At 65.1% G+C, this 19,490-nt stretch carries 17 protein-coding genes and 1 riboswitch; of the genes, 14 read left to right on the forward strand and 3 right to left on the reverse strand.

Going from position 1 to position 19,490, the window contains the following annotated elements; all coding sequences use genetic code 11:
* Both KUW17_RS09220 and KUW17_RS09225 read left to right on the forward strand, forming a co-directional pair.
* Window positions 1-903, forward strand: a complete 903-nt coding sequence (locus KUW17_RS09220; protein WP_222478265.1) for a DMT family transporter — start codon at window positions 1-3, stop codon at window positions 901-903.
* 30 nt (window positions 904-933) lie between these two features.
* Complete coding sequence (locus KUW17_RS09225; protein WP_222478267.1) at window positions 934-1,545, forward strand: inner membrane-spanning protein YciB; 612 nt, start codon at window positions 934-936, stop codon at window positions 1,543-1,545.
* Between the two features lie 158 nt (window positions 1,546-1,703).
* On the opposite strand, the gene KUW17_RS09230 is transcribed toward KUW17_RS09225, so the two are convergent.
* The gene (locus KUW17_RS09230) at window positions 1,704-2,387 is read right to left on the reverse strand and encodes a glutathione S-transferase N-terminal domain-containing protein (RefSeq protein ID WP_222478269.1); all 684 of its coding nucleotides are present in this window, start codon (window positions 2,385-2,387) and stop codon (window positions 1,704-1,706) included.
* Window positions 2,388-2,522: 135 nt separating this feature from the next.
* Window positions 2,523-2,601: riboswitch (SAM riboswitch) on the forward strand.
* A gap of 61 nt (window positions 2,602-2,662) precedes the next feature.
* Here KUW17_RS09230 and metZ point away from each other — a divergent pair.
* Window positions 2,663-3,853, forward strand: coding sequence for an O-succinylhomoserine sulfhydrylase (gene metZ / locus KUW17_RS09235; RefSeq protein ID WP_222478271.1), 1,191 nt, complete (start codon window positions 2,663-2,665; stop codon window positions 3,851-3,853).
* A gap of 118 nt (window positions 3,854-3,971) precedes the next feature.
* Here metZ and KUW17_RS09240 read toward each other — a convergent pair whose 3' ends face one another.
* Window positions 3,972-4,760, reverse strand: coding sequence for a 2OG-Fe(II) oxygenase (locus KUW17_RS09240; protein ID WP_222478273.1), 789 nt, complete (start codon window positions 4,758-4,760; stop codon window positions 3,972-3,974).
* 103 nt (window positions 4,761-4,863) lie between these two features.
* Between KUW17_RS09240 and KUW17_RS09245 the strand changes: the two genes are divergently transcribed.
* Together KUW17_RS09245 and folE2 are read left to right on the forward strand one after the other, a co-directional pair.
* The gene (locus KUW17_RS09245; protein ID WP_222478275.1) at window positions 4,864-5,718 is read left to right on the forward strand and encodes a LysR substrate-binding domain-containing protein; all 855 of its coding nucleotides are present in this window, start codon (window positions 4,864-4,866) and stop codon (window positions 5,716-5,718) included.
* A 110-nt stretch (window positions 5,719-5,828) separates the two neighbouring features.
* Window positions 5,829-6,932 (forward strand): GTP cyclohydrolase FolE2, encoded by a 1,104-nt coding sequence (folE2, locus tag KUW17_RS09250; RefSeq protein ID WP_222478277.1) that lies wholly within the window; start codon window positions 5,829-5,831, stop codon window positions 6,930-6,932.
* A 360-nt stretch (window positions 6,933-7,292) separates the two neighbouring features.
* On the opposite strand, the gene KUW17_RS23500 is transcribed toward folE2, so the two are convergent.
* Window positions 7,293-7,991: a pentapeptide repeat-containing protein gene (locus tag KUW17_RS23500; RefSeq protein ID WP_409996770.1), complete on the reverse strand. Its 699-nt coding sequence runs from the start codon at window positions 7,989-7,991 to the stop codon at window positions 7,293-7,295.
* Between KUW17_RS23500 and KUW17_RS23505 the strand changes: the two genes are divergently transcribed.
* The 9 genes from KUW17_RS23505 to KUW17_RS09295 all read left to right on the forward strand — a co-directional run bounded on the left by KUW17_RS23505 (window position 7,972) and on the right by KUW17_RS09295 (window position 19,489).
* The gene (locus KUW17_RS23505) at window positions 7,972-8,316 is read left to right on the forward strand and encodes a hypothetical protein (protein ID WP_409996771.1); all 345 of its coding nucleotides are present in this window, start codon (window positions 7,972-7,974) and stop codon (window positions 8,314-8,316) included. The two genes, KUW17_RS23500 and KUW17_RS23505, sit on opposite strands and share 20 nt — an antisense overlap.
* Before the next feature lie 47 nt (window positions 8,317-8,363).
* Window positions 8,364-9,812, forward strand: a complete 1,449-nt coding sequence (locus tag KUW17_RS09260) for a TrkH family potassium uptake protein (protein WP_222478282.1) — start codon at window positions 8,364-8,366, stop codon at window positions 9,810-9,812.
* A gap of 209 nt (window positions 9,813-10,021) precedes the next feature.
* The gene (locus KUW17_RS09265; RefSeq protein ID WP_222478284.1) at window positions 10,022-11,260 is read left to right on the forward strand and encodes an aspartate kinase; all 1,239 of its coding nucleotides are present in this window, start codon (window positions 10,022-10,024) and stop codon (window positions 11,258-11,260) included.
* A 271-nt stretch (window positions 11,261-11,531) separates the two neighbouring features.
* Window positions 11,532-13,772: a phosphoenolpyruvate--protein phosphotransferase gene (gene ptsP, locus KUW17_RS09270; RefSeq protein WP_222478286.1), complete on the forward strand. Its 2,241-nt coding sequence runs from the start codon at window positions 11,532-11,534 to the stop codon at window positions 13,770-13,772.
* A gap of 166 nt (window positions 13,773-13,938) precedes the next feature.
* Window positions 13,939-16,233, forward strand: coding sequence for a bifunctional salicylyl-CoA 5-hydroxylase/oxidoreductase (locus KUW17_RS09275; protein ID WP_222478288.1), 2,295 nt, complete (start codon window positions 13,939-13,941; stop codon window positions 16,231-16,233).
* Entirely contained in the window at window positions 16,230-16,985 is a 756-nt protein-coding gene (locus KUW17_RS09280) for an SDR family NAD(P)-dependent oxidoreductase (protein WP_222478290.1), read from the forward strand. Before KUW17_RS09275 ends, KUW17_RS09280 begins: the two co-directional genes overlap by 4 nt.
* Window positions 16,982-17,434: a MarR family winged helix-turn-helix transcriptional regulator gene (locus KUW17_RS09285; RefSeq protein ID WP_222478293.1), complete on the forward strand. Its 453-nt coding sequence runs from the start codon at window positions 16,982-16,984 to the stop codon at window positions 17,432-17,434. Before KUW17_RS09280 ends, KUW17_RS09285 begins: the two co-directional genes overlap by 4 nt.
* Complete coding sequence (locus KUW17_RS09290) at window positions 17,434-18,237, forward strand: enoyl-CoA hydratase family protein (protein WP_222478295.1); 804 nt, start codon at window positions 17,434-17,436, stop codon at window positions 18,235-18,237. Before KUW17_RS09285 ends, KUW17_RS09290 begins: the two co-directional genes overlap by 1 nt.
* Window positions 18,238-18,328: 91 nt before the next feature.
* Window positions 18,329-19,489 (forward strand): acyl-CoA dehydrogenase family protein, encoded by a 1,161-nt coding sequence (locus KUW17_RS09295; protein ID WP_222478297.1) that lies wholly within the window; start codon window positions 18,329-18,331, stop codon window positions 19,487-19,489.
* Window position 19,490: the final 1 nt, after the last annotated feature.

A 19,490-nucleotide genomic window follows, 5' to 3' on the forward strand; every position in this document is an offset into this window, starting at 1 on the left:
TTGAGCGATTGGCTGATCTCCCTGGAAGGCACCGAGGCCGGTCATCAGGCAGCGCTGTTTCTGGCCATCTGGGCGGCCTTTCTGCATGCGGTGTTCGGTGCGCTGCAGAAGGGGCGGCATGATCCCTGGCTGTCGCGCGGGGCGATCGACTTTTCCTACTGCGTGATGGCGGCGCCGTTTGCGCTGTTCGTGGTGCCCTGGCCGGAGCCGCATATGTGGCTGATCTTCTTCGTCGCCTGGGTGATCCACGTCTTCTACAAGCTGTTCCAGGCGCTGGCCTATACCAAGGGCAGCTACACGGTGGTTTACCCGGTGGTGCGCGGCACCGGGCCGCTGTTCACGGTGATCGGCTCTTTCTTTCTGTTCGGCGAGGTGTTCACCCCGGTGCAGTGGCTGGGGGTGGCTGTGCTGCTGGCGGGGATCTTCGGCCTGGCGGGGTACAACTACCGTTACCTGACGGTGAACCGGGACACGCTTGGGATTGCGCTGTTTCTGGCGGTGGTGACCGGGTTGTTTGTGGCGGCCTACACCACATATGACGCCTATGGCATCCGGGCGACGGCGGATCCGTTCACCTTCCTCGCTTGGTTTTTCATGATCGACGGGCTGGTGTTTCCGGTGATTGCCTTTGCCCGCTGGCGGACAATGCCCGCGCCGCCCGAACCGGGGCCGCTGATGGTCAAGGGCTTCTTTGGCGGGCTGGTCGCCTTTGCGTCCTTTGGCGCCATCATGCTGGCGACGCGGCTGGACAAGGTGGGGGAGGCGGCGGTGCTGCGGGAGACCTCCACCGTGTTTGCCGCCCTCATCGGCTGGCTGGTGCTGAAGGAAACCGTGGGTCCGCGGCGGATTGCGCTGATGGCTTTGATCGCCTTGGGCGCCGTGATAGTGGAAATGGGCGGCTAAAGCCCGCGTGCAGAACTGACAGGAGGCCCCATGGCCGCAAAGAAGATCAACCCGACCCTGAAGATGGTGCTGGAACTGGGCCCGATTGTCCTGTTCTTCATCGGCTATCTGAAGCTGAAGGATGAGGTGTTTCTGATCGGCGGCAGCGAATACAAGGGCTTCATCGTCATCACCGCGGCGTTCATCCCGCTGATGGTGGCGTCCACACTGGCGTTGTGGAAGCTGACCGGCCATCTGTCGCGGATGCAGTTTGCCACGCTCATCCTGGTGGTGCTGTTCGGCGGCATGTCGGTGTGGTTCAACGACGACCGTTTCATCAAGATGAAGCCGACGATGCTGTATCTGCTGTTCGGCGGGTTGCTGGGCATCGGCCTCATGCGCGGCCAGAGCTGGCTGAAGGTGGTGATGGAGGAGCTGATGCCGCTGAAGCAGGAGGGCTGGATGATCCTGACCCGGCGGCTGTGCGCGTTCTTCTTTGGCCTGGCGGTGGCAAATGAGCTGATCTGGCGCAGCCAGAGCACCGAGACCTGGGTCTATTTCAAGACCTTCGGCCTGCCGGTGGCGATGTTTGCCTTCTTCATGTTCCAGGGGCAGCTGTTCCAGAAATACGGCGACGAGGAAGAGGCCGGCCCGGCGGAGTAGGGGGCAAGCAGTAACATTAGAGATTTCGCAGTTAGGGCTGTGGCTGCCTGGGCGGGCGCGAATGCGCCTGTCCGTTTTGCGGAGGGCAAACCTCCGGTTTGACGGGCTGGCAGGCGCAGCCCGGCCTACCGGCCAGGCGTAACCTTGTTTTTGTGTGACTATTTGCCGAATAATACTTGCTGCGCCTTGGTGTCGGACCGGTCGGCGCGCAGGTCCGCATGCAGCGCCCGGCCTGCCACCACGCCGGGGCGGGACCACATCAGCTCCAGCCAGCGGGCAAGATGCGGCTTGTCCTCGAGTGTCTGCTGCTGGCCCTCCCAGAGCGAGGCCCAGGGCCAGACCGCCATGTCGGCAATCGTATAGTCTGCTCCCGCCACATACTCATTCTCCGCCAGCTGCCGGTCCAGCACCCCGTAGAGGCGGGCGACCTCGCTGCGGTAGCGGTCCTTGGCATAGGGCAGATCCTCGGGGGCGTATTTCAGGAAGTGATGCGCCTGGCCCGCCATCGGACCGACACCGCCCATCTGCCACATCAGCCATTGAACCACAGTCAGGCGGGCGCGTTCGTCCGTGCCGTAAAACTGCCCGGTCTTGCGGGCGAGGTATTGCAGGATGGCGCCGCTTTCGAACAGCGAGACCGGCGCGCCGCCGGGGCCGTCCGGGTCGATGATCGCGGGCATCCGGTTGTTGGGGGAGATCTTCAGGAACTCCGGCGCGAACTGATCGCCTTTGCCGATGTCGATCAGCGTGACCTCGTAAGGCAGGCCCATCTCCTCCAGCGCGATGGAGATTTTCCAGCCGTTGGGGGTTGGCCAGTAGAACAGCCGGATGGGGTCCTGCATCGCGTGCCTCCGTCAATGTGCCCGGCCACAGGAGCACGGGGCGCGGGGGCGGGCAAGGGGCGGCGGCGCTCACATCCCTGTGACCGCTGGAAATGCTGCCGCTTGACCGAATCCCGCAAGATGCGTAAAGCCCCTGCATCATATCGTGGCGATTTGTTACCGGATTGCGGGCCACGTTAAACAATCCCGCTAAAGAGGTCAGGACGTGAAGGACCCCCTTTCGCTTGGCCGAATGGGGGTTTTTTGTGCGCGATGGGCGCGAGGAGACAGAAGAGATGAGCGACAACTGGAACAGCCGCACCAAGCTGGTGCATGGCGGCACCCGCCGCAGCCAGTACAACGAGGTGAGCGAGGCGATCTTCCTGACGCAAGGGTTCGTCTACGACAGCGCCGAGCAGGCCGAGGCACGGTTTATCGAAACCGGCCCGGACGAGTTCATCTATGCCCGCTACGGCAACCCGACCGTCGACATGTTCGAAAAGCGCATCGCGGCGCTGGAAGGGGCCGAGGATGCCTTTGCCACCGCCTCCGGCATGGCGGCTGTGAACGGCGCGCTGACCTCGCTGGTGAAGGCCGGCGACCACATCGTGTCCGCCAAGGCGCTGTTCGGCTCCTGCAACTATATCCTGGCGGATGTTCTGGGCCGCTTCGGGGTTGAGGTCACGTTCATCGACGGCACCGATCTGGAGGCCTGGAAGGCGGCCGTGCGCCCGGACACCAGGGCGGTGTTCTTTGAGAGCATGTCGAACCCGACGCTGGAGGTGATCGACATTGCCGCGGTTGCCGGGATCGCCCATTCGGTTGGCGCCACGGTGGTGGTGGACAACGTGTTCTCGACCCCGGTGTTCTCCAAAGCGATCGAACAGGGCGCCGATGTGGTGATCTATTCCGCCACCAAGCATATCGACGGCCAGGGCCGGGCGCTGGGCGGGGTGGTGCTGGGCACCAAGGACTACATTCGCGGCACGCTGGAACCCTACATGAAGCACACCGGCGGCTCGCTGAGCCCGTTCAATGCCTGGGTGATGCTGAAGGGTCTGGAAACCCTGTCGCTGCGTGTGAATGCCCAGGCCGAGACCGCGCTGAAAATCGCGGAAGCGCTGAACGGCCATCCGGCGCTGGAGCGCACCATTTACCCGGGGCTGAAAGACCACGCGCAGAACGCGCTGGTGCAGACCCAGCTGGGCGGCAAGGGCGGCACCGTGCTGTCGCTGGACCTGAAGGGCGGCAAGGCGGCCGCGTTCAAGTTCCTGAACGCGATGACCATCCCGGTGATCTCCAACAACCTCGGCGACGCGAAATCCATCGCCACCCACCCGGCGACCACTACCCACCAGCGCCTTACCGATGAGCTGAAGGCGGAGCTGGGCATCACCCCCGGCCTGGTGCGTTTCTCGGTGGGGCTGGAGGATGCAGACGACCTGATCGCCGACCTCAAGGCGGCTCTGGAAGCCTCGCAGGCGTAACGCCGCCTCAGCCGGAAGATCCTTTATTCATCTGGCTGAAAATATCCTCTGGGGTGAATTGAGCCGCAGGCTCAAGAGGGGGCAGACAGCCCCCTCTCTTTTTGGGACAGATGCCGGGTCAGGAGGCACGGCCGTAGAAGCCGATGTTCTCCGCATCGGTAAAGCGGACTCCGGGGCGTTCGTAGAAGGTGAAGACGGCGATCACCCGCGTCTTGTCCCCTTTGACGGTGCCGACCCGGTGCGGCGAATTCTTGCCGCGGAAGATATTGAGAGTGCCGGGGGCCAGGGTGATCGAGCGCATGTTCGGGTCTTCACCCCGCAGCAGCCGCTCGACACCTTGGTAATTCGGATCATCATCGCTGCGCAGTTCGGGGCTGTAGATGAACTCGCCGCCTGCCTCGGGCGCCTGCAGCAGCATGGTGGTGGTGAATTCAGAACGGTCGAAATGCCAGTTCAGCGCCTGCTCGGCGCCGTAGGACATGATGTTCAGCCGCGCCAGCGGGTCGTCCATTGTGTAGAGCGCGGGCTTGTCCATGGTGGCAGCGAGGAACTCGGCGAAGGGCGGCCAGTCATAGAGCCGCAGAACAGGCGAATCCGGGAACTGGTCGGCGCAGAGGGTGAAGTTCGAGGTCTCGACCTTTTGCAGCGCCGGGTGGTCCGGCGCCAGCCCCTCGACACTGTCCTTGAAGTAGATGTTGTGGGCGCGCTTGTGGTGGAAACTTTCGGCTTCGAACTTGCCCTTCAGCGCATCGGCGGCGCCCTGGGCCACCTCCGGCTTCATCAGACCTTCCAGGCTGAACATGCCGTCGGCGGCTAGTTCGGCGCGGCAGCGGTCCACCAGCGCCTGCCATTCCGGGGTGCCGGGGCGGTCGAGCGGGTAACGGTCGAGATCGAGAATATCGCGCATTTGTCTTTCCCTTGGTTCTTTGCAGAAATCCTGCGCGCCGGGCGGGGATCTGACCACTATAAAATATCTTGGCGAGCATAAGAAAAACTTGCACTGTGCGGGCATGAAACTGCCGCCGCTCAATGCGCTGCGCGCCTTTGAATGCGCTGCCCGGACCGGGAGCTTTTCGGCTGCCGGGGCGGAACTGGGGGTCAGTTCCGCGGCGGTGTCGATGCAGGTGAAAAACCTGGAGGACTGGCTGGGGCTGAAGCTGTTCACCCGCCGGGCCAACCGGGTGCGGCTGACCGATGCCGGGCGGGACTATTACCAGAAGGCGGCGGTATCGCTGGCGGAGATCGCCAGCTACACCGAGGCGCTGACCGAAGGCGGCGCCCGGCGCCCGCTGGTGATCTCTGCCACGCCGGCGCTGGCGCAGCTGTGGCTGCCGGAGCGGCTGAAGGGTTTTGCGGCGCTGCGGCCGGATGTGACGGTGCGGCTCAGGATCGAGGATGACAGGATCGACCTGGAGGCGGAGGGCATTGATGCGCGGCTAACCTATGGCGGCGAGCATCCCGAGCACCGCACCCGGGAGCTGTTCAGCGACCGGCTGGTGCCTGTCGGCGCGGATCCGCAGGCGAAGCTGGGCATCGCGCCGCTTGTGGAGGTTGCCTGGGGTGAGACCATCGCCTCTGTGCCAGGCTGGCGGCAGTATTTTGCGCAGCATGGAATGGCGCGCCCCGGCCTGGCGGCGGCGGCCATCGGGCAGTCGGTGCCCTCGGTGGTGTCGCTGGTGCAGGCGGGGCTGGGCATCGCCCTACTGCCGGAGCAGGTGGTGAGCGGCGAAATCCGGGCGGGCAGGCTGCACCGGCTGGACGGCCCGGCGCTGGAGATGCAGCGCCCCTATGTGCTGGTCACCCCCCACTACAAGGCGCGCTCGCGGCGCCTGCGGACGCTTGCAGAGGTGCTTGGGGTCCGTTAAGGCGCCGGTTCTGCCGCAAATGGCGGATCCGTTTTGAAAATTGCCGCGTAACAGTATATGAGGGTGGCCTGCCGGCTCCTATATGGGCTGTATCACTGGGGGAAACGCCGATGAACATTCACAACCGCGACGCTGCTGAGGCGCCGGACCGCGAGGCAGCTGCCGCCGCGCTGGATGTGCTGCGGGCCTGGGCCGGCACCGTGACCGAGACCGAGATTGCCGAACTGGACCCGGCGGTGGCGCGGCTGCTGCCCGGCCGCGAGGTTGGCAACTATCCGGAGCTGTCGCGGCAGTATCCCGAGGATTTCAAGTCGGACGAGGCCTACCGTGCCACCCTGCCTGACCTGCAGAACGGGCCGACCAGCCTGATCCGCGGCGCGCAGGAGCAGATCCAGCATGTGGGGATCTCCAACTTCCGGCTGCCGATCCGCTTCCACACCCGCGACGACGGCGACCTGACGCTGGAAACCAGCGTCACCGGCACCGTGTCCCTGGACGCGGGCAAGAAGGGCATCAACATGTCCCGGATCATGCGCACCTTCTACAAGCACGCGGAGCGCACCTTCAGCTTTGAAGTGATGGCCAACGCACTGGATGACTACCTGAGCGATCTGGACAGCCCGGATGCGCGCATCCAGATGCGGTTCTCCTTCCCCGCAAGGGTTGAAAGCCTGCGCTCCGGCCTCAGCGGTTACCAGTATTACGACTTTGCGCTGGAGCTGGTGGACCATGACGGGGTGCGCGAGAAGATCATGCACCTGGACTATGTCTATTCCTCGACCTGCCCGTGCTCGCTGGAGCTGTCGGAGCACGCCCGCCAGGCGCGCGGCCAGCTGGCGACGCCGCATTCGCAGCGCTCGGTGGCGCGGATTTCGGTGCAGTCGGTGCCCGGCAGCGAGTGCCTGTGGTTCGAGGACCTGATCGAACTGTGCCGCAAGGCGGTGCCGACCGAGACCCAGGTGATGGTCAAGCGCGAGGACGAACAGGCCTTTGCCGAGCTCAATGCTGCCAATCCGATCTTTGTCGAGGATGCGGCGCGGCTGTTCTGCGAGGCGCTGCAGGGCGATGCAAGGATCGGCGATTTCCGGGTGGTGGCCAGCCACCAGGAAAGCCTGCACAGCCACGATGCGGTCAGCGTGCTGACCCAGGGGCCGCTGTTCAAGGCGATGAGCCTGGATCCGAAACTGTTTTCGACCCTGATCCATCAGGGGTAAGGGGCGCGGGCCTGCCTGAATTTCAGGCGGGTTTCCGCCGGGTCAACAGCCCGGCCCCGCGGCAATTTCTGCATTGCCGCATTTTTTACGCCGCTCCGCAGAAAGTCATGCTAGCGTCATAACGAATCCCCCCGGCCGTCCTGCCGGGGGCGAGGGGAGCTTGCGCGCAGGTGTCTGCAATTGACGGCCCGTTTTCCGCTGCATCAGGCCTGGGACTCACCCGGCGCCCGCTCCCTTTTTTCTTTGCCCGGATGCCGCAGCGCAGTCCCGGGGCAAGTGCAGTGCAGGACTTTAGGAGTAACAAATGACGAGCTTTCACAAGATTCCCGGCCTGACGGTCAGAACGCATGAATGGGCGGGCTATGCGGCCGGGCTGCAGATGAAGCTGTGGCGGCAGGCGGCAGAGGCTGCGATGCAGGCGCCGCTGGAGCAGATGCGGCTGGCGCATTCGATGATGGAAGCGCAGCGGCGCCTGTGGCAGGCCGGTGTTCCGGCAGTGGCGGGGGATGCCGCTGCCGCGCCGGAGGCGGCGCCGGACGCGGACACCGCCGCCGAAACCCCGGCAGAGGCGCCAGCCGCTGCCAAGGCCGCAAACAAGACCCTGGCGCCGCGCAAGCCCGCCGCCCGCAAACCGGCTGGCCGCAAAACCGCTGCCCGGAAGGCCGGGGCCCGCAAGGCGCCTGCGCAGAAACGCCCGGCGCAGCCGGCTGCTGAGGCTGTGAAAGCCAAGCCGGAAGCCGTGAAGCCGGCGGCAGCAAAGGCGGAAGCTGCGAAGCCCGCGGCAGCCAAGGCGGAAGCCGTGAAGCCGGCGGCCGCCAAGCCGGAAGCCGCGAAGCCGGCGGCAGCCAAGGCGGAAGCCGTGAAGCCGGCGGCAGCCAAGCCGGAAGCCGTGAAGCCAGCGGCCGCCAAGCCGGAAGCCGCGAAGCCGGCGGCAGCCAAGCCGGAAGCCGTGAAGCCAGCGGCAGCCAAGCCGGAAGCCGCGAAGCCGGCGGCAGCCAAGGCGGAAGCCGCGAAGCCCGCGGCAGCCAAACCGGAAACCGTGAAGCCGGCCGCCGCCAAGGAGCCCGCAAAAGCGGCTCAGCCTGCGTCCGCTGCCAAGCCGGCAGCACCGAACGGAACAACAGCCGGGGAGAAGGCGGAGGCCAAGCCTGCAGAGTTCAGCGGTGCCTCCGCCCGCCGCAGCGCCTATGCGCAGGCGTCCGGAGGCTCCGCACCGGCGCCCGCGGCCAAGCAGGACGCGGCCAAGGCCCCGGCCCCCGATGCCGCCGCCGCGCGCAGGGAGCAGGAGGCGCAGGCCGCATCGTCCAAGCGCCCGCGGCAGCCGTCCTCGCCGCCGCAGATGCCGCGGCGCAACGCTGCAGGCACCAGCGGCAGCGGCGAATAACGCCGCGCACTTGACACTCACCGCGCGGGGGGCCAACGCTGCGCCGCATGTTGGATCTCCGCCCGGTTGGGTATGTCATCGGCCTGCTGGTCGTCATTCTGGGAGCCATGATGGTGTTCCCGCTTCTGGTCGATCTGTATGACGGCCGGGGCGAATGGCATGTGTTCCTGGAAAGCGCCATCTTCACCATCCTGGTGGGCGGGTTGATGTCCTTGAGCTGCGCCAATGGGGTGAAGGAGGGGCTGAGCATCCGCCAGACCTTCCTTCTGACCACGACGGTCTGGCTGGCGCTGCCGCTGTTCGGTGCGGTGCCGCTGATGCTGGGGGCAACCGAGCTGCGGTTTGTCGATGCCTTTTTCGAGGCGATGTCGGGGCTGACCACCACCGGCTCCACCGTGATTTCCGGGCTCGACAGCCTGCCGCGCGGGCTGCTGCTGTGGCGCGGCATCCTGCAGTGGCTGGGCGGCATCGGCATCATTGTGGTGGCGATGGTGTTCCTGCCCGAGCTGCGGGTCGGCGGGATGCAGATCTTCAAATCCGAAAGCTTTGACACCTTTGGGAAAATCCTGCCGCGGGCGCAGGCGATCGCCAAGCAGATCTCCTTGATCTACGTGTCGCTGACCGCCGCCTGCATGCTGGTCTACATGGTGATGGGCATGGCACCGTTCGATGCGCTGGTGCATTCGATGACCACCATCGCAACCGGCGGATTTGCCAATTACGATGCCTCCTTCGGCGCCTTTGCCGGGCCGGTGGAGTACGCCGCGTCCATCTTCATGATCCTGGCGGCGCTGCCGTTCGTCCGCTACGTGCAGCTGATCAACGGCCACGGCACGCCCATGCTGCGGGACAGCCAGATCCGCGGCTTCATGATGACGCTGGGGCTGCTGGTCGCGCTGGCGGCGGGGATTCTCTATTACACGCGCCCGCATGGCGGCGAAGAGGCGCTGCGTTCGGCCCTGTTCAACATCACCTCGATCATGTCCGGCACCGGCTATGCCAGCGCGGATTACATGCAATGGGGCAGCTTCCTGGTGATGATCTTCTTCTTTGCCGGGCTGATCGGCGGCTGCGCGGGCTCCACTGCCTGTTCGGTGAAGATTTTCCGCTATCAGCTGCTGTTTGCCTCGATCAAGGTGCAGATCCAGCGCATCCGCTCGCCGCATGGCGTGTTCCTGACGCGCTATGAGGGCCGCCCGGTGGATGCCGATGTGCTGAGCTCGGTGATCTCCTTCTTCATGTTCTTCGTGGTGACGCTGGGCATTGTCGCCTGGATGCTGGCGCTGACCGGGCTGGATTTCGTGACCGCGGTGTCCGGGGCCGCCACGGCGGTGGCCAATATCGGCCCAGGCCTGGGGCCGACCATCGGGCCTGCGGGCAATTTCTCGACCCTCAACGATCCGGCGAAGTGGATCCTGAGCGCGGCGATGCTGATCGGGCGGCTGGAGCTGATGGCGGTCTACGCCATTCTGACGGTGCGGTTCTGGCGCTCTTGACGCGGCGGACCTGTTGCCGGGCCTGATGCGGCGGGCCTGCTGTTGGCAGAAGTTGCGCAGGCGGAGCCTTGTGGCGCTTTGCCGCGCTGAAAATTCCGCCGGGACCGCAGCTTCGTTGCCCGCCGGGCCTGCGCGCTCTTGCCCTTGGGGGGCCGCTCGCATATGAGGCACGGGACCGAAACCCGCAAGCGCAGGGAGACAAGTTCCTTATGCCCGTACTTGTGATGAAATTCGGCGGCACCTCTGTCGCCAATCTGGACCGCATCCGCCGCGCCGCGAAACGCGTCGGCGTTGAGGTGGCCAAGGGCTATGACGTGATCGTCATCGTCTCTGCCATGTCCGGCAAGACCAACGAGCTGGTGGGCTGGGTCGACGAGACCTCGCCGCTTTATGACGCGCGCGAATATGATGCCGTCGTATCCTCGGGCGAGAACGTGACCGCGGGCCTGATGGCGCTGACGCTGCAGGAGATGGATGTCCCGGCGCGCAGCTGGCAGGGCTGGCAGGTGCCGCTCAAGACCAATTCGGCGCACAGCCAGGCCCGGATCGAGGAGATCCCGCCGGAGAACATCCGCGCCAAGTTCGACGAGGGCATGAAGGTGGCGGTTGTCGCCGGTTTCCAGGGCATCAGCCCGGAAGGCCGCATCACCACCCTGGGCCGCGGCGGCTCTGACACCACCGCGGTGGCCTTTGCCGCGGCGTTTGAGGCGGAGCGCTGCGATATCTACACCGATGTGGACGGCGTCTATACCACCGACCCGCGGATCTGCGGCAAGGCGCGCAAGCTGGAAAAGATTGCGTTTGAAGAAATGCTGGAGCTGGCCTCGCTGGGGGCCAAGGTGCTGCAAACCCGCTCGGTTGAACTGGCGATGCGCTACAATGTGAAGCTGCGCGTTCTGTCGAGCTTTGAGGAACAGTCCGACGAGGCCGGAACCCTGGTCTGCGACGAGGAGGAAATCATGGAATCCAATGTTGTAAACGGCGTTGCCTACTCCCGCGACGAGGCCAAGCTGACCGTGCAGTCGGTGGCCGACCGTCCCGGCATCGCGGCGACGATCTTCACCACGCTCAGCGATGCGGGCGTGAACGTCGACATGATCGTGCAGGACGTCTCCGAAGACGGCCGCACCGACATGACCTTCTCCTGCCCGACCGACCAGGTGGCGCGCGCCGAAAAAGCGCTGCTGGCGATCAAGGAGAAGGGCGAGCTGAACTATGCCGAGCTGCTGGCCGACAAGGACGTGGCCAAGGTCTCGGTGGTCGGCATCGGCATGCGTTCGCAGTCCGGTGTGGCGGCCAAGATGTTCAAGGTGCTGTCTGATGAGGGCATCAACATCAAGGTGATCACCACCTCCGAAATCAAGATCTCGGTGCTGATCGACCGCAAGTACATGGAACTGGCCGTGCAGGCGCTGCATGATGCATTCGAGCTTGAAAAAGCCGGCTAAGCGCCGATTTCGAAACAATTTTATGTAATTCGCAAGGGCGCCGTTCGGGCGCCCTTGTCATGTATGCCTCGCCGCAAGCGGTATTCTGCCCAGCCTTTTGGCGTGCCGCTGCGAATGCAGGCAACAGCGCAAAAACTCTTGGACTTTTCCCGCCGGGGTGGGACAAGTGGGTGGAGGAGAGAGCACTGGCGCACTACTCTGGGCGGTGTCCGTTCCCAGGGATCATTCGGGGCGGCGGTGCAGAGGGAAGAAACCTCGGGAGAGGGTGAGAATGGCCGATACGACGGAATCCGAAAGCAGGAAGCTTCTGGTTCGCTTGCGCGAGGCGATGGCGGGTGATGTTGCCGGCCAGGCGCGGCTCGACAAGATCACCCATCTGATCGCCGACAGCATGGGGACCGAGGTGTGCTCGGTCTATCTGTTCCGCGATGACGAGACCCTGGAGCTGTGCGCGACGCAGGGCCTGAACACCGAATCGGTGCACCAGACCCGGATGCGCATCGGCGAGGGCCTGGTCGGCCGGGTGGCCAAGTTCGGCAAGGTGATCAACACACCGGACGCGCCGCACGCCAAGGGCTTCCGCTACATGCCGGAAACCGGGGAGGAGCGGTTTTCCTCCTTCCTCGGGGTGCCGGTGCAGCGGCTGGGTGAGATGCTGGGCGTGCTGGTGGTGCAGTCCAAGGATGCGCGCGAGTTCTCCGCCGACGCGGTTTATGCGCTGGAAGTGGTGGCGATGGTGATCGCTGAGATGACCGAGCTGGGCGCCTTTGTCGGCGAGGGCGCGGCGCTGTCGCCCCTGCACCAGCAGGCGGTCCTGATTCACGGCACCTCGGCCCAGGAGGGCGCGGCGGAGGGCCATGTCTGGCTGCATGAGCCGCGGGTGATCGTGACCAATCCGATTGCCGATGACCCCCAGCGCGAGCTGGAGCGGCTGAATGATGCGGTGGAGGAGCTGCGGGTCGGCGTCGACAAGATGCTGGAAGTATCCCGCAACGGCGACAAGGAGCAATTGCAGGTTCTTGAGGCCTACCGGATGTTTGCCAACTCCAAGGGCTGGATGCGGCGGATGGAAGAGGACATCGCCCGCGGCCTGAGCGCCGAGGCGGCGGTGGAGAAGGAACAGTCCCAGGCCCGTGCCCGCATGAGCCAGGTGCAGGATGCCTATTTGCGCGAACGGCTGAGCGATCTGGACGACCTGTCGAACCGGCTGCTGCGGATCCTGACCGGGCAGGGGGCTGATACCGGGGCGGAGCTGCCGGAAAACCCGATCCTGATCGCCCGCAACATCGGCCCCGGCGACCTGCTGGAATACGGCCGCTCCTTGCGCGGGATCGTGCTGGAAGAGGGCTCTGTCGGCTCTCACGCCGCCATTGTGGCGCGGGCGCTGGCGATCCCGCTGGTGGTCAATGCCAAACGGGTCACCACCGAGGCGCTGAACGGCGACCACATCATGGTGGATGGTGACCAGGGGGTGGTGCACCTGCGCCCGGACGACACCGTTGTCGGCGCCTTCCGCGACAAGATCGCGATGCACACCAAGGCGCAGGAGCGCTATGCCTCGATCCGCGACAAGCCCGCTGTCACCACCGACGGGCAGCGCATCAACATGGTGATGAATGCGGGCCTGATGGCGGATCTGCCGTCGCTGGACGGCTCCGGCGCCGAGGGAGTGGGGCTGTTCCGCACAGAGCTGCAGTTTTTGGTCCGCAACCAGATGCCGAAACGGTCGGAGCTGGTGGCCCTTTACAAGCGGGTGCTGGATGCCGCCCACGGCAAGCCGGTGGTGTTCCGCACGCTGGATATCGGCTCCGACAAGGTGCTGCCCTACATGAAGCCCACCGATGAGCCGAATCCGGCGCTGGGCTGGCGGGCGATCCGGGTGGGGCTGGACAAGCCGGGCGTGATGCGGATGCAGCTGCAGGCGCTGCTGCGCTCTGCCGAGGGGCGGCCGCTGACGATCATGTTCCCCTTTGTCGCCCAGTTCGAGGAATACCGCGCCGCGCGGGCAGAGGTGGAGAAGACCATAGAGCGCGAGCGCATCCTGGGCCATGTGCTGCCGGCCGACCTGAAAATCGGCGCGATGCTGGAGACGCCCTCGCTGGCTTATGCGCCGCAGAAATTCTTTGACGAGGTGGCCTTCATCTCGATCGGCGGCAATGACCTCAAGCAGTTCTTCTTTGCGGCCGACCGCGAGAATGAGCGGGTGCGGCGGCGTTATGATACGCTGAACGTCAGCTTCCTGAGCTTCATCGAGCGGATCGTGGAGCGCTGCGCGATCTCCGGCACGCCCCTGAGCTTCTGCGGCGAGGATGCGGGCCGCCCGGTCGAGGCCGTCTGCCTGGCGGCGATGGGCATCCGCACGCTGTCGATGCGCCCGGCCTCTATCGGCCCGGTCAAGTCGCTGCTGCTGCGGGTGGATCTGGGCGAGCTGCGCAAGATCATCTCCGACGCCCGCCACCGGGGTGACCAGGCTGTGCGCCCGGCCGTCATGGAGTACCTGCGGGGTTTGTGACCCGCACCGGCCCGCAAAGGGGATTGCGTGAAAGGGCCTGCGCCTCACGGGGCGCAGAGAGATTTCTGCGACCAAATACTTCAAGCTTAAAACTTTAGGCTTGAAGTTTTTCTGCCTCTGCTTATCCTGATCCCCAGAGACGTGCGCTGAGCGGGAAGGGATGATCATGAAAGTCGTCTGTCTGGGAGGAGGGCCTGCCGGCCTTTACTTTGCCATCTCGATGAAGCTGCGGCAGCCGGAGGCCGAGGTCACGGTGGTCGAGCGCAACAAGCCTGACGACACCTTTGGCTGGGGTGTGGTGCTGTCGGATGACGCGCTGGAGAACCTGAGCGCCAACGATCCCAAGAGCGCGGAGGCGATCCGCGAGTGCTTTGCCTATTGGGATGACATCGCGGTGGTGCACAATGGCACCCGCACGGTGTCGGGCGGGCACGGGTTCGCCGGGATCGGGCGCAAGCAGATGCTGCTGTTGCTGCAGGACCGGGCGCGGGAGCTGGGGGTGGACCTGCAGTTTGAAACCGTTGCCAAGCCTGCCTCTGAGTATCAGAAAGACTATGACCTGGTAGTGGGCTGCGACGGGCTGAATTCCAATGTCCGCAATGAGTTCGCGGAGCATTTTAAACCGGAAATCGACGTGCGCCCCTGCAAGTTCATCTGGCTGGGGACGCATCAGAAATTCGACGATGCCTTCACCTTCATCTTCGAGAAAACCAAGCACGGCTGGATGTGGATTCACGCCTACCAGTTTGATGCCGACACCGCGACGGTGATCGTCGAATGCTCTGCCGAGACCTGGGAGGCCTGGGGCTTTGAAGGCATGAGCAAGGAGGAGATCATCCGCACCTGCGAAGAGATCTTTGCCGATCATCTGGATGGCCACGCGCTGATGTCGAACGCGGCGCATCTGCGCGGGGCGGCGGTGTGGATCAATTTCCCGCGGGTGCTGTGCGAGAAGTGGCATCACGAGAACGTCGTGCTGCTGGGCGATGCCTCTGCCACTGCGCATTTCTCGATCGGGTCGGGGTCGCGGCTGGCCTTTGACAGTGCGATCGCGCTGGCAGAGCTGGTCAGCACCGAGCCGACGCTGGAGCGCGCGTTTGAGCGGTACCAAGAGGAACGGCGGCTGGATGTGCTGCGGCTGCAATCGGCGGCGCGCAACTCGCTGGAGTGGTTCGAGGAGGTCGAGCGCTACCTGGATATGGACCCGGTGCAGTTCAATTACTCGCTGCTGACCCGCTCGCAGCGGATCAGCCACGAAAACCTGCGCCTGCGCGATGCGGAGTGGCTGCAAAGCGCCGAGAAGTGGTTTCAGGACAAGGCGGGTGCGCCTGCCGATGCGCCGGTGCGGCCGCCGATGTTCGCCCCGTACAAGTTGCGCGGGATGGAGCTGAAGAACCGCATCGTGGTCTCCCCCATGGCGCAATACAAGGCGGTGGAAGGCTGCCCGACCGACTGGCACCTGATCCATTACGGCGAACGCGCCAAGGGCGGGGCCGGGCTGGTCTATACCGAGATGACCTGCGTATCAGCTGAGGGCCGGATCTCGCTGGGCTGCCCGGGCCTGTATGCGCCGGAGCATGAGGCGGCGTGGACGCGGCTGACGGATTTTGTGCACGCGGAAACCAGCGCCAAGATCTGCTGCCAGATCGGCCATTCGGGGCGCAAGGGCTCAACCCAGCTGGGCTGGGAGGAGATGGACGCGCCGCTGCCGGAGGGGAATTGGGAGACGGTTTCGGCCTCACCCATCCCGTGGTCGGATAACAACCCGGCCCCGCGCGAGATCACGCGGGCGGAAATGGACACAATCAAGGCGGAATTCGTGGCCGCTGCGCAGATGGCAGAGCGCGCCGGGTTTGACATGATCGAACTTCATGCGGCGCACGGCTATCTGATTTCGTCCTTCATCTCGCCGAAATCGAACATCCGCACCGACGAGTACGGCGGTTCCTTGGAGAACCGTCTGCGCTATCCGCTGGAGGTGTTCCAGGCGATGCGCGCGGTCTGGCCGGAAGGCAAACCGATGTCGGTGCGGATCTCTGCCAATGACTGGGTCGGCGACGCAGGCGTCACGCCGGAGGAAGCGGTGGAGATCGCCAAGGCCTTTACCGCTGCCGGTGCGGATATCATTGATGTCTCCGCCGGGCAGACCTCGACGGACGCGCAGCCGGTCTATGGCCGGATGTTCCAGACGCCGTTTTCCGACCGCATCCGCAACGAGGCCGGGATTGCCACCATGGCGGTGGGCAATATCTATGAGGCGGATCATGCCAATTCTATCCTGATGGCGGGGCGGGCCGATCTGGTTTGCGTGGCCCGGCCGCATCTGGCCGATCCCTATTGGACCCTGCATGAGGCCGCACGGATTGGCGACCGGCACGGCGACTGGCCGCTGCCGTATCATGCGGGCCGCGATCAGGCCTGGCGCCTGGCGGACCGCGAGGCGGAGGTGATCCGGGCATGAGCGTTGCGGGCAGGCATGCGGTAATTTCCGGCGGCGGCTCCGGCGTTGGGGCCGAACTGGCCGCACGGTTTGCCGCGGCGGGCGCCAAGGTCACCATCCTGGGCCGCCGCCTGGAACCCCTGCAAGAGGTTGCCGGCGGCATCGGCGCCTTTGCGGCGGCGTGCGACGTGACGGACCGGGACGCACTGGACCGGGCGCTGGATGAGGCGGTAGAGGCGAACGGGCCCGTGGGCATCGCGCTGGCCAATGCCGGCGCAGCGCCTTCCAAACCCTTCGAGCGGATGACCACGGGCGATTTCGAGGCGGCGCTGTCTGTCAACCTGACCGGTGTATTCAACCTGTGGCAGGCGTGTCTGCCGGGGATGAAGGAGCAGGGCTGGGGACGGCTGATCGCCATTGCCTCGACCGCCGGGCTGAAGGGCTACCCCTATGTGTCGGGCTACTGCGCGGCCAAGCACGGTGTCGTGGGGCTGACGCGGGCGCTGGCGGTGGAGCTGGCGAAGACCGGGGTGACGGTGAATGCGATCTGCCCGGGTTTCATCGAAACGCCGCTCCTGCAAAGATCATTGGACAACATCGTGGCCAAGACCGGCATGACGGCGGAGCAGGCGGCAAAGTCGTTGCGCCGCGGCAACCCGCAGGACCGCTTCATCCAGCCGGGCGAAGTGGCGGACGCAGCGCTGTGGCTGGCCGGCGAAGGGGCAGGCTCCGTCAACGGCAGCGCATTGCCCATTTCGGGAGGGGAAATTTGAGCACGACATCAAAAGACCGGCTGCGACTGTGGCTGAAGGTGCTGAAGGCCACCAAGGCGGTGGAGAGCGAAGTGCGCGAGAACCTGCGGCGGGAGTTTGCAACCACGCTGCCGCGGTTTGACGTGATGGCGGCGCTGATGCAGCATGAAAAAGGCTTGAAGATGAGCGAGTTGTCGGGGGTTCTGAAAGTCTCCAACGGCAATGTGACCGGCATCGTCGAGCGGCTGGTCGAGGACGGCCATGTGCAGCGCGAGAAGGTCGAGGGCGACCGCCGCGCCAATCTGGTGCGGCTGACGCAGGCGGGCAAAACCGAATTTTCCCGCCAGGCAGAGGCGCATGAGGGCTGGATCAATGCGGCCTTTGACGGGCTGACAGCGGATGAGGCGCAAGGAATTGCCGAGAGCCTGGAAGCGGTGGCGCGGCGGCTGGAAGAGGGAGGCAAGGTATAATGGTGAGGAGAGGTGCGACCCATTTCCTGTGCCGGATCGAGGATGGCATTGCGACCGTTTCCTTGGACCGGCCGGAGCGGAAGAATCCGCTGACTTTCGACAGCTATGCGGAGCTGCGCGACTGGTTCCGCGACCTGCACTATGATGACAGGGTCAAGGCGGTGGTCTTTGCCTCCAACGGCGGCAATTTCTGCTCCGGCGGCGATGTGCATGACATCATCGGGCCGCTGACGAAGATGAGCATGAAGGAGCTGCTGGCCTTCACCCGGATGACCGGCGATCTGGTCAAGGCGATGGTGAATTGCGGCAAGCCGGTGATTGCGGCGATTGACGGCATCTGCGTCGGCGCAGGCGCGATCATCGCCATGGCCTCCGACATCCGGATTGCCACGCCGGAGGCCAAGACCGCGTTTCTGTTCACCCGGGTCGGGCTGGCGGGCTGCGACATGGGCGCCTGCGCGATCCTGCCGCGGATCATCGGCCAGGGCCGGGCGGCGGAGCTCTTGTACACGGGCCGTTCGATGAGCGCCGAAGAGGGCCACGCCTGGGGCTTTCACAACAAGCTGGTTGCGGCGGACGAGCTGGAAGCGGAGGCGCAGAGCTGGGCCGCGCGGATCGCTTCGGGTCCGAACTTCGGCCACATGATGACCAAGACCATGCTGGCGCAGGAATGGTCGATGTCGATCGAGCAGGCGATCGAGGCCGAGGCGCAGGCGCAGGCGATCTGCATGCAGACGGCGGATTTCGAACGCGCCTACCATGCCTTTGTGAACAAGGAAAAGCCGCTGTTCGAAGGCGACTGAGGTGTGACACCGCTGGAGCCCGCGCCGGAGGAGGGCGCGGGAGCCTCCGGCGGGAGTATTTTGGGAAAGATGAAACTGGGAGGGCCGCGCGATGGCGGACAGGACGTTTCTGAACTGGCCGTTTTTCGAGGACCGGCACCGGAAGCTGGCCGAAGAACTGGAAGCCTGGGCCGCGGCGCAGCTGGCGGGCATCGATCATTCCGACACCGATGCCGCCTGCCGGGTGTTGGTCACAGCACTGGGCGAGGGCGGCTGGACGCAGCATTCCGGCGCGATGGCGGGCGAGCAGCTGGATGTGCGCAGCCTGTGCCTGATCCGCGAGACGCTGGCGCGCCATGACGGGCTGGCGGATTTTGCCTTTGCCATGCAGGGGCTGGGCACCGGGGCGATCTCGCTGTTCGGCACGGCGGAGCAGCAGGCGGAGTGGCTGCCGCTCACGCGCGCGGGCAAGGCGGTTTCAGCCTTTGCCCTGACCGAACCGCAGTCAGGGTCGGATGTGGCGAACTCCACCATGACCGCGACACTGGACGGCGGCACCTATATTCTGAACGGTGAAAAGACGTGGATCTCCAACGGCGGCATTGCTGATGTCTACACGCTGTTTGCCCGCACCGGCGAGGCACCGGGCGCCAAGGGGCTGAGCGCCTTTGTTGTGCCCGCAGGCCTGCCGGGGTTCGAGGTCGTGGAACGGCTGGAAACCATCGCGCCGCATCCGCTGGCAACGCTGCGGTTCAGCGATTGCCGGATCCCGAAATCGGCGCTGCTGGGGCAGCCGGGCGCGGGCTTCAAGATTGCGATGTCGGTGCTGGATGTGTTCCGCTCCACCGTGGCTGCCGCCGCCCTGGGCTTTGCCCGCCGGGCGCTGGACGAGTCGCTGGCGCGGGTGACTGCGCGGCAGGTGCAAGGGGCGCCGCTGTTCGATCTGCAGATGGTGCAGGGGCATATCGCCGATATGGCGCTGGATGTGGATGCATCGGCATTGCTGGTTTACCGCGCCGCCTGGGCCAAGGATTCAGGTGCGGCGCGCGTCACCCGCGAGGCGGCGATGGCCAAGCTGTTTTCCACCGACCAGGCGCAGCAAGTCATCGACAAAGCGGTGCAGCTGCATGGCGGCGACGGCGTGCGCCGGGGCCAGAAGGTGGAGGAGCTCTACCGCGATATCCGGGCCTTGCGCATTTACGAGGGCGCTTCGGACGTGCAGCGGGTGGTGATCGCGCGCCAGGCGCTCGGCGCCTTTCAGGGAGGGAATTGAG

Origin of the sequence: Leisingera aquaemixtae (genome assembly GCF_019801145.1) — a bacterium.
Lineage (GTDB): Bacteria > Pseudomonadota > Alphaproteobacteria > Rhodobacterales > Rhodobacteraceae > Leisingera > Leisingera aquaemixtae_A.

Bases quoted from the DNA above. Each gene is read 5' to 3' on its own strand.
- KUW17_RS09260 (WP_222478282.1), top strand. From the start codon at position 8,364: ATGTTGGATCTCCGCCCGGTTGGGTATGTCATCGGCCTGCTGGTCGTC.
- KUW17_RS09295 (WP_222478297.1), top strand. From the start codon at position 18,329: ATGGCGGACAGGACGTTTCTGAACTGGCCGTTTTTCGAGGACCGGCAC.
- KUW17_RS09225 (WP_222478267.1), top strand. From the start codon at position 934: ATGGCCGCAAAGAAGATCAACCCGACCCTGAAGATGGTGCTGGAACTG.
- KUW17_RS09290 (WP_222478295.1), top strand. From the start codon at position 17,434: ATGGTGAGGAGAGGTGCGACCCATTTCCTGTGCCGGATCGAGGATGGC.
- ptsP (WP_222478286.1), top strand. From the start codon at position 11,532: ATGGCCGATACGACGGAATCCGAAAGCAGGAAGCTTCTGGTTCGCTTG.
- KUW17_RS09230 (WP_222478269.1), bottom strand. From the start codon at position 2,387: ATGCAGGACCCCATCCGGCTGTTCTACTGGCCAACCCCCAACGGCTGG.
- KUW17_RS09240 (WP_222478273.1), bottom strand. From the start codon at position 4,760: ATGCGCGATATTCTCGATCTCGACCGTTACCCGCTCGACCGCCCCGGC.
- KUW17_RS09245 (WP_222478275.1), top strand. From the start codon at position 4,864: ATGAAACTGCCGCCGCTCAATGCGCTGCGCGCCTTTGAATGCGCTGCC.
- KUW17_RS09275 (WP_222478288.1), top strand. From the start codon at position 13,939: ATGAAAGTCGTCTGTCTGGGAGGAGGGCCTGCCGGCCTTTACTTTGCC.
- folE2 (WP_222478277.1), top strand. From the start codon at position 5,829: ATGAACATTCACAACCGCGACGCTGCTGAGGCGCCGGACCGCGAGGCA.
- KUW17_RS09265 (WP_222478284.1), top strand. From the start codon at position 10,022: ATGCCCGTACTTGTGATGAAATTCGGCGGCACCTCTGTCGCCAATCTG.
- metZ (WP_222478271.1), top strand. From the start codon at position 2,663: ATGAGCGACAACTGGAACAGCCGCACCAAGCTGGTGCATGGCGGCACC.
- KUW17_RS09280 (WP_222478290.1), top strand. From the start codon at position 16,230: ATGAGCGTTGCGGGCAGGCATGCGGTAATTTCCGGCGGCGGCTCCGGC.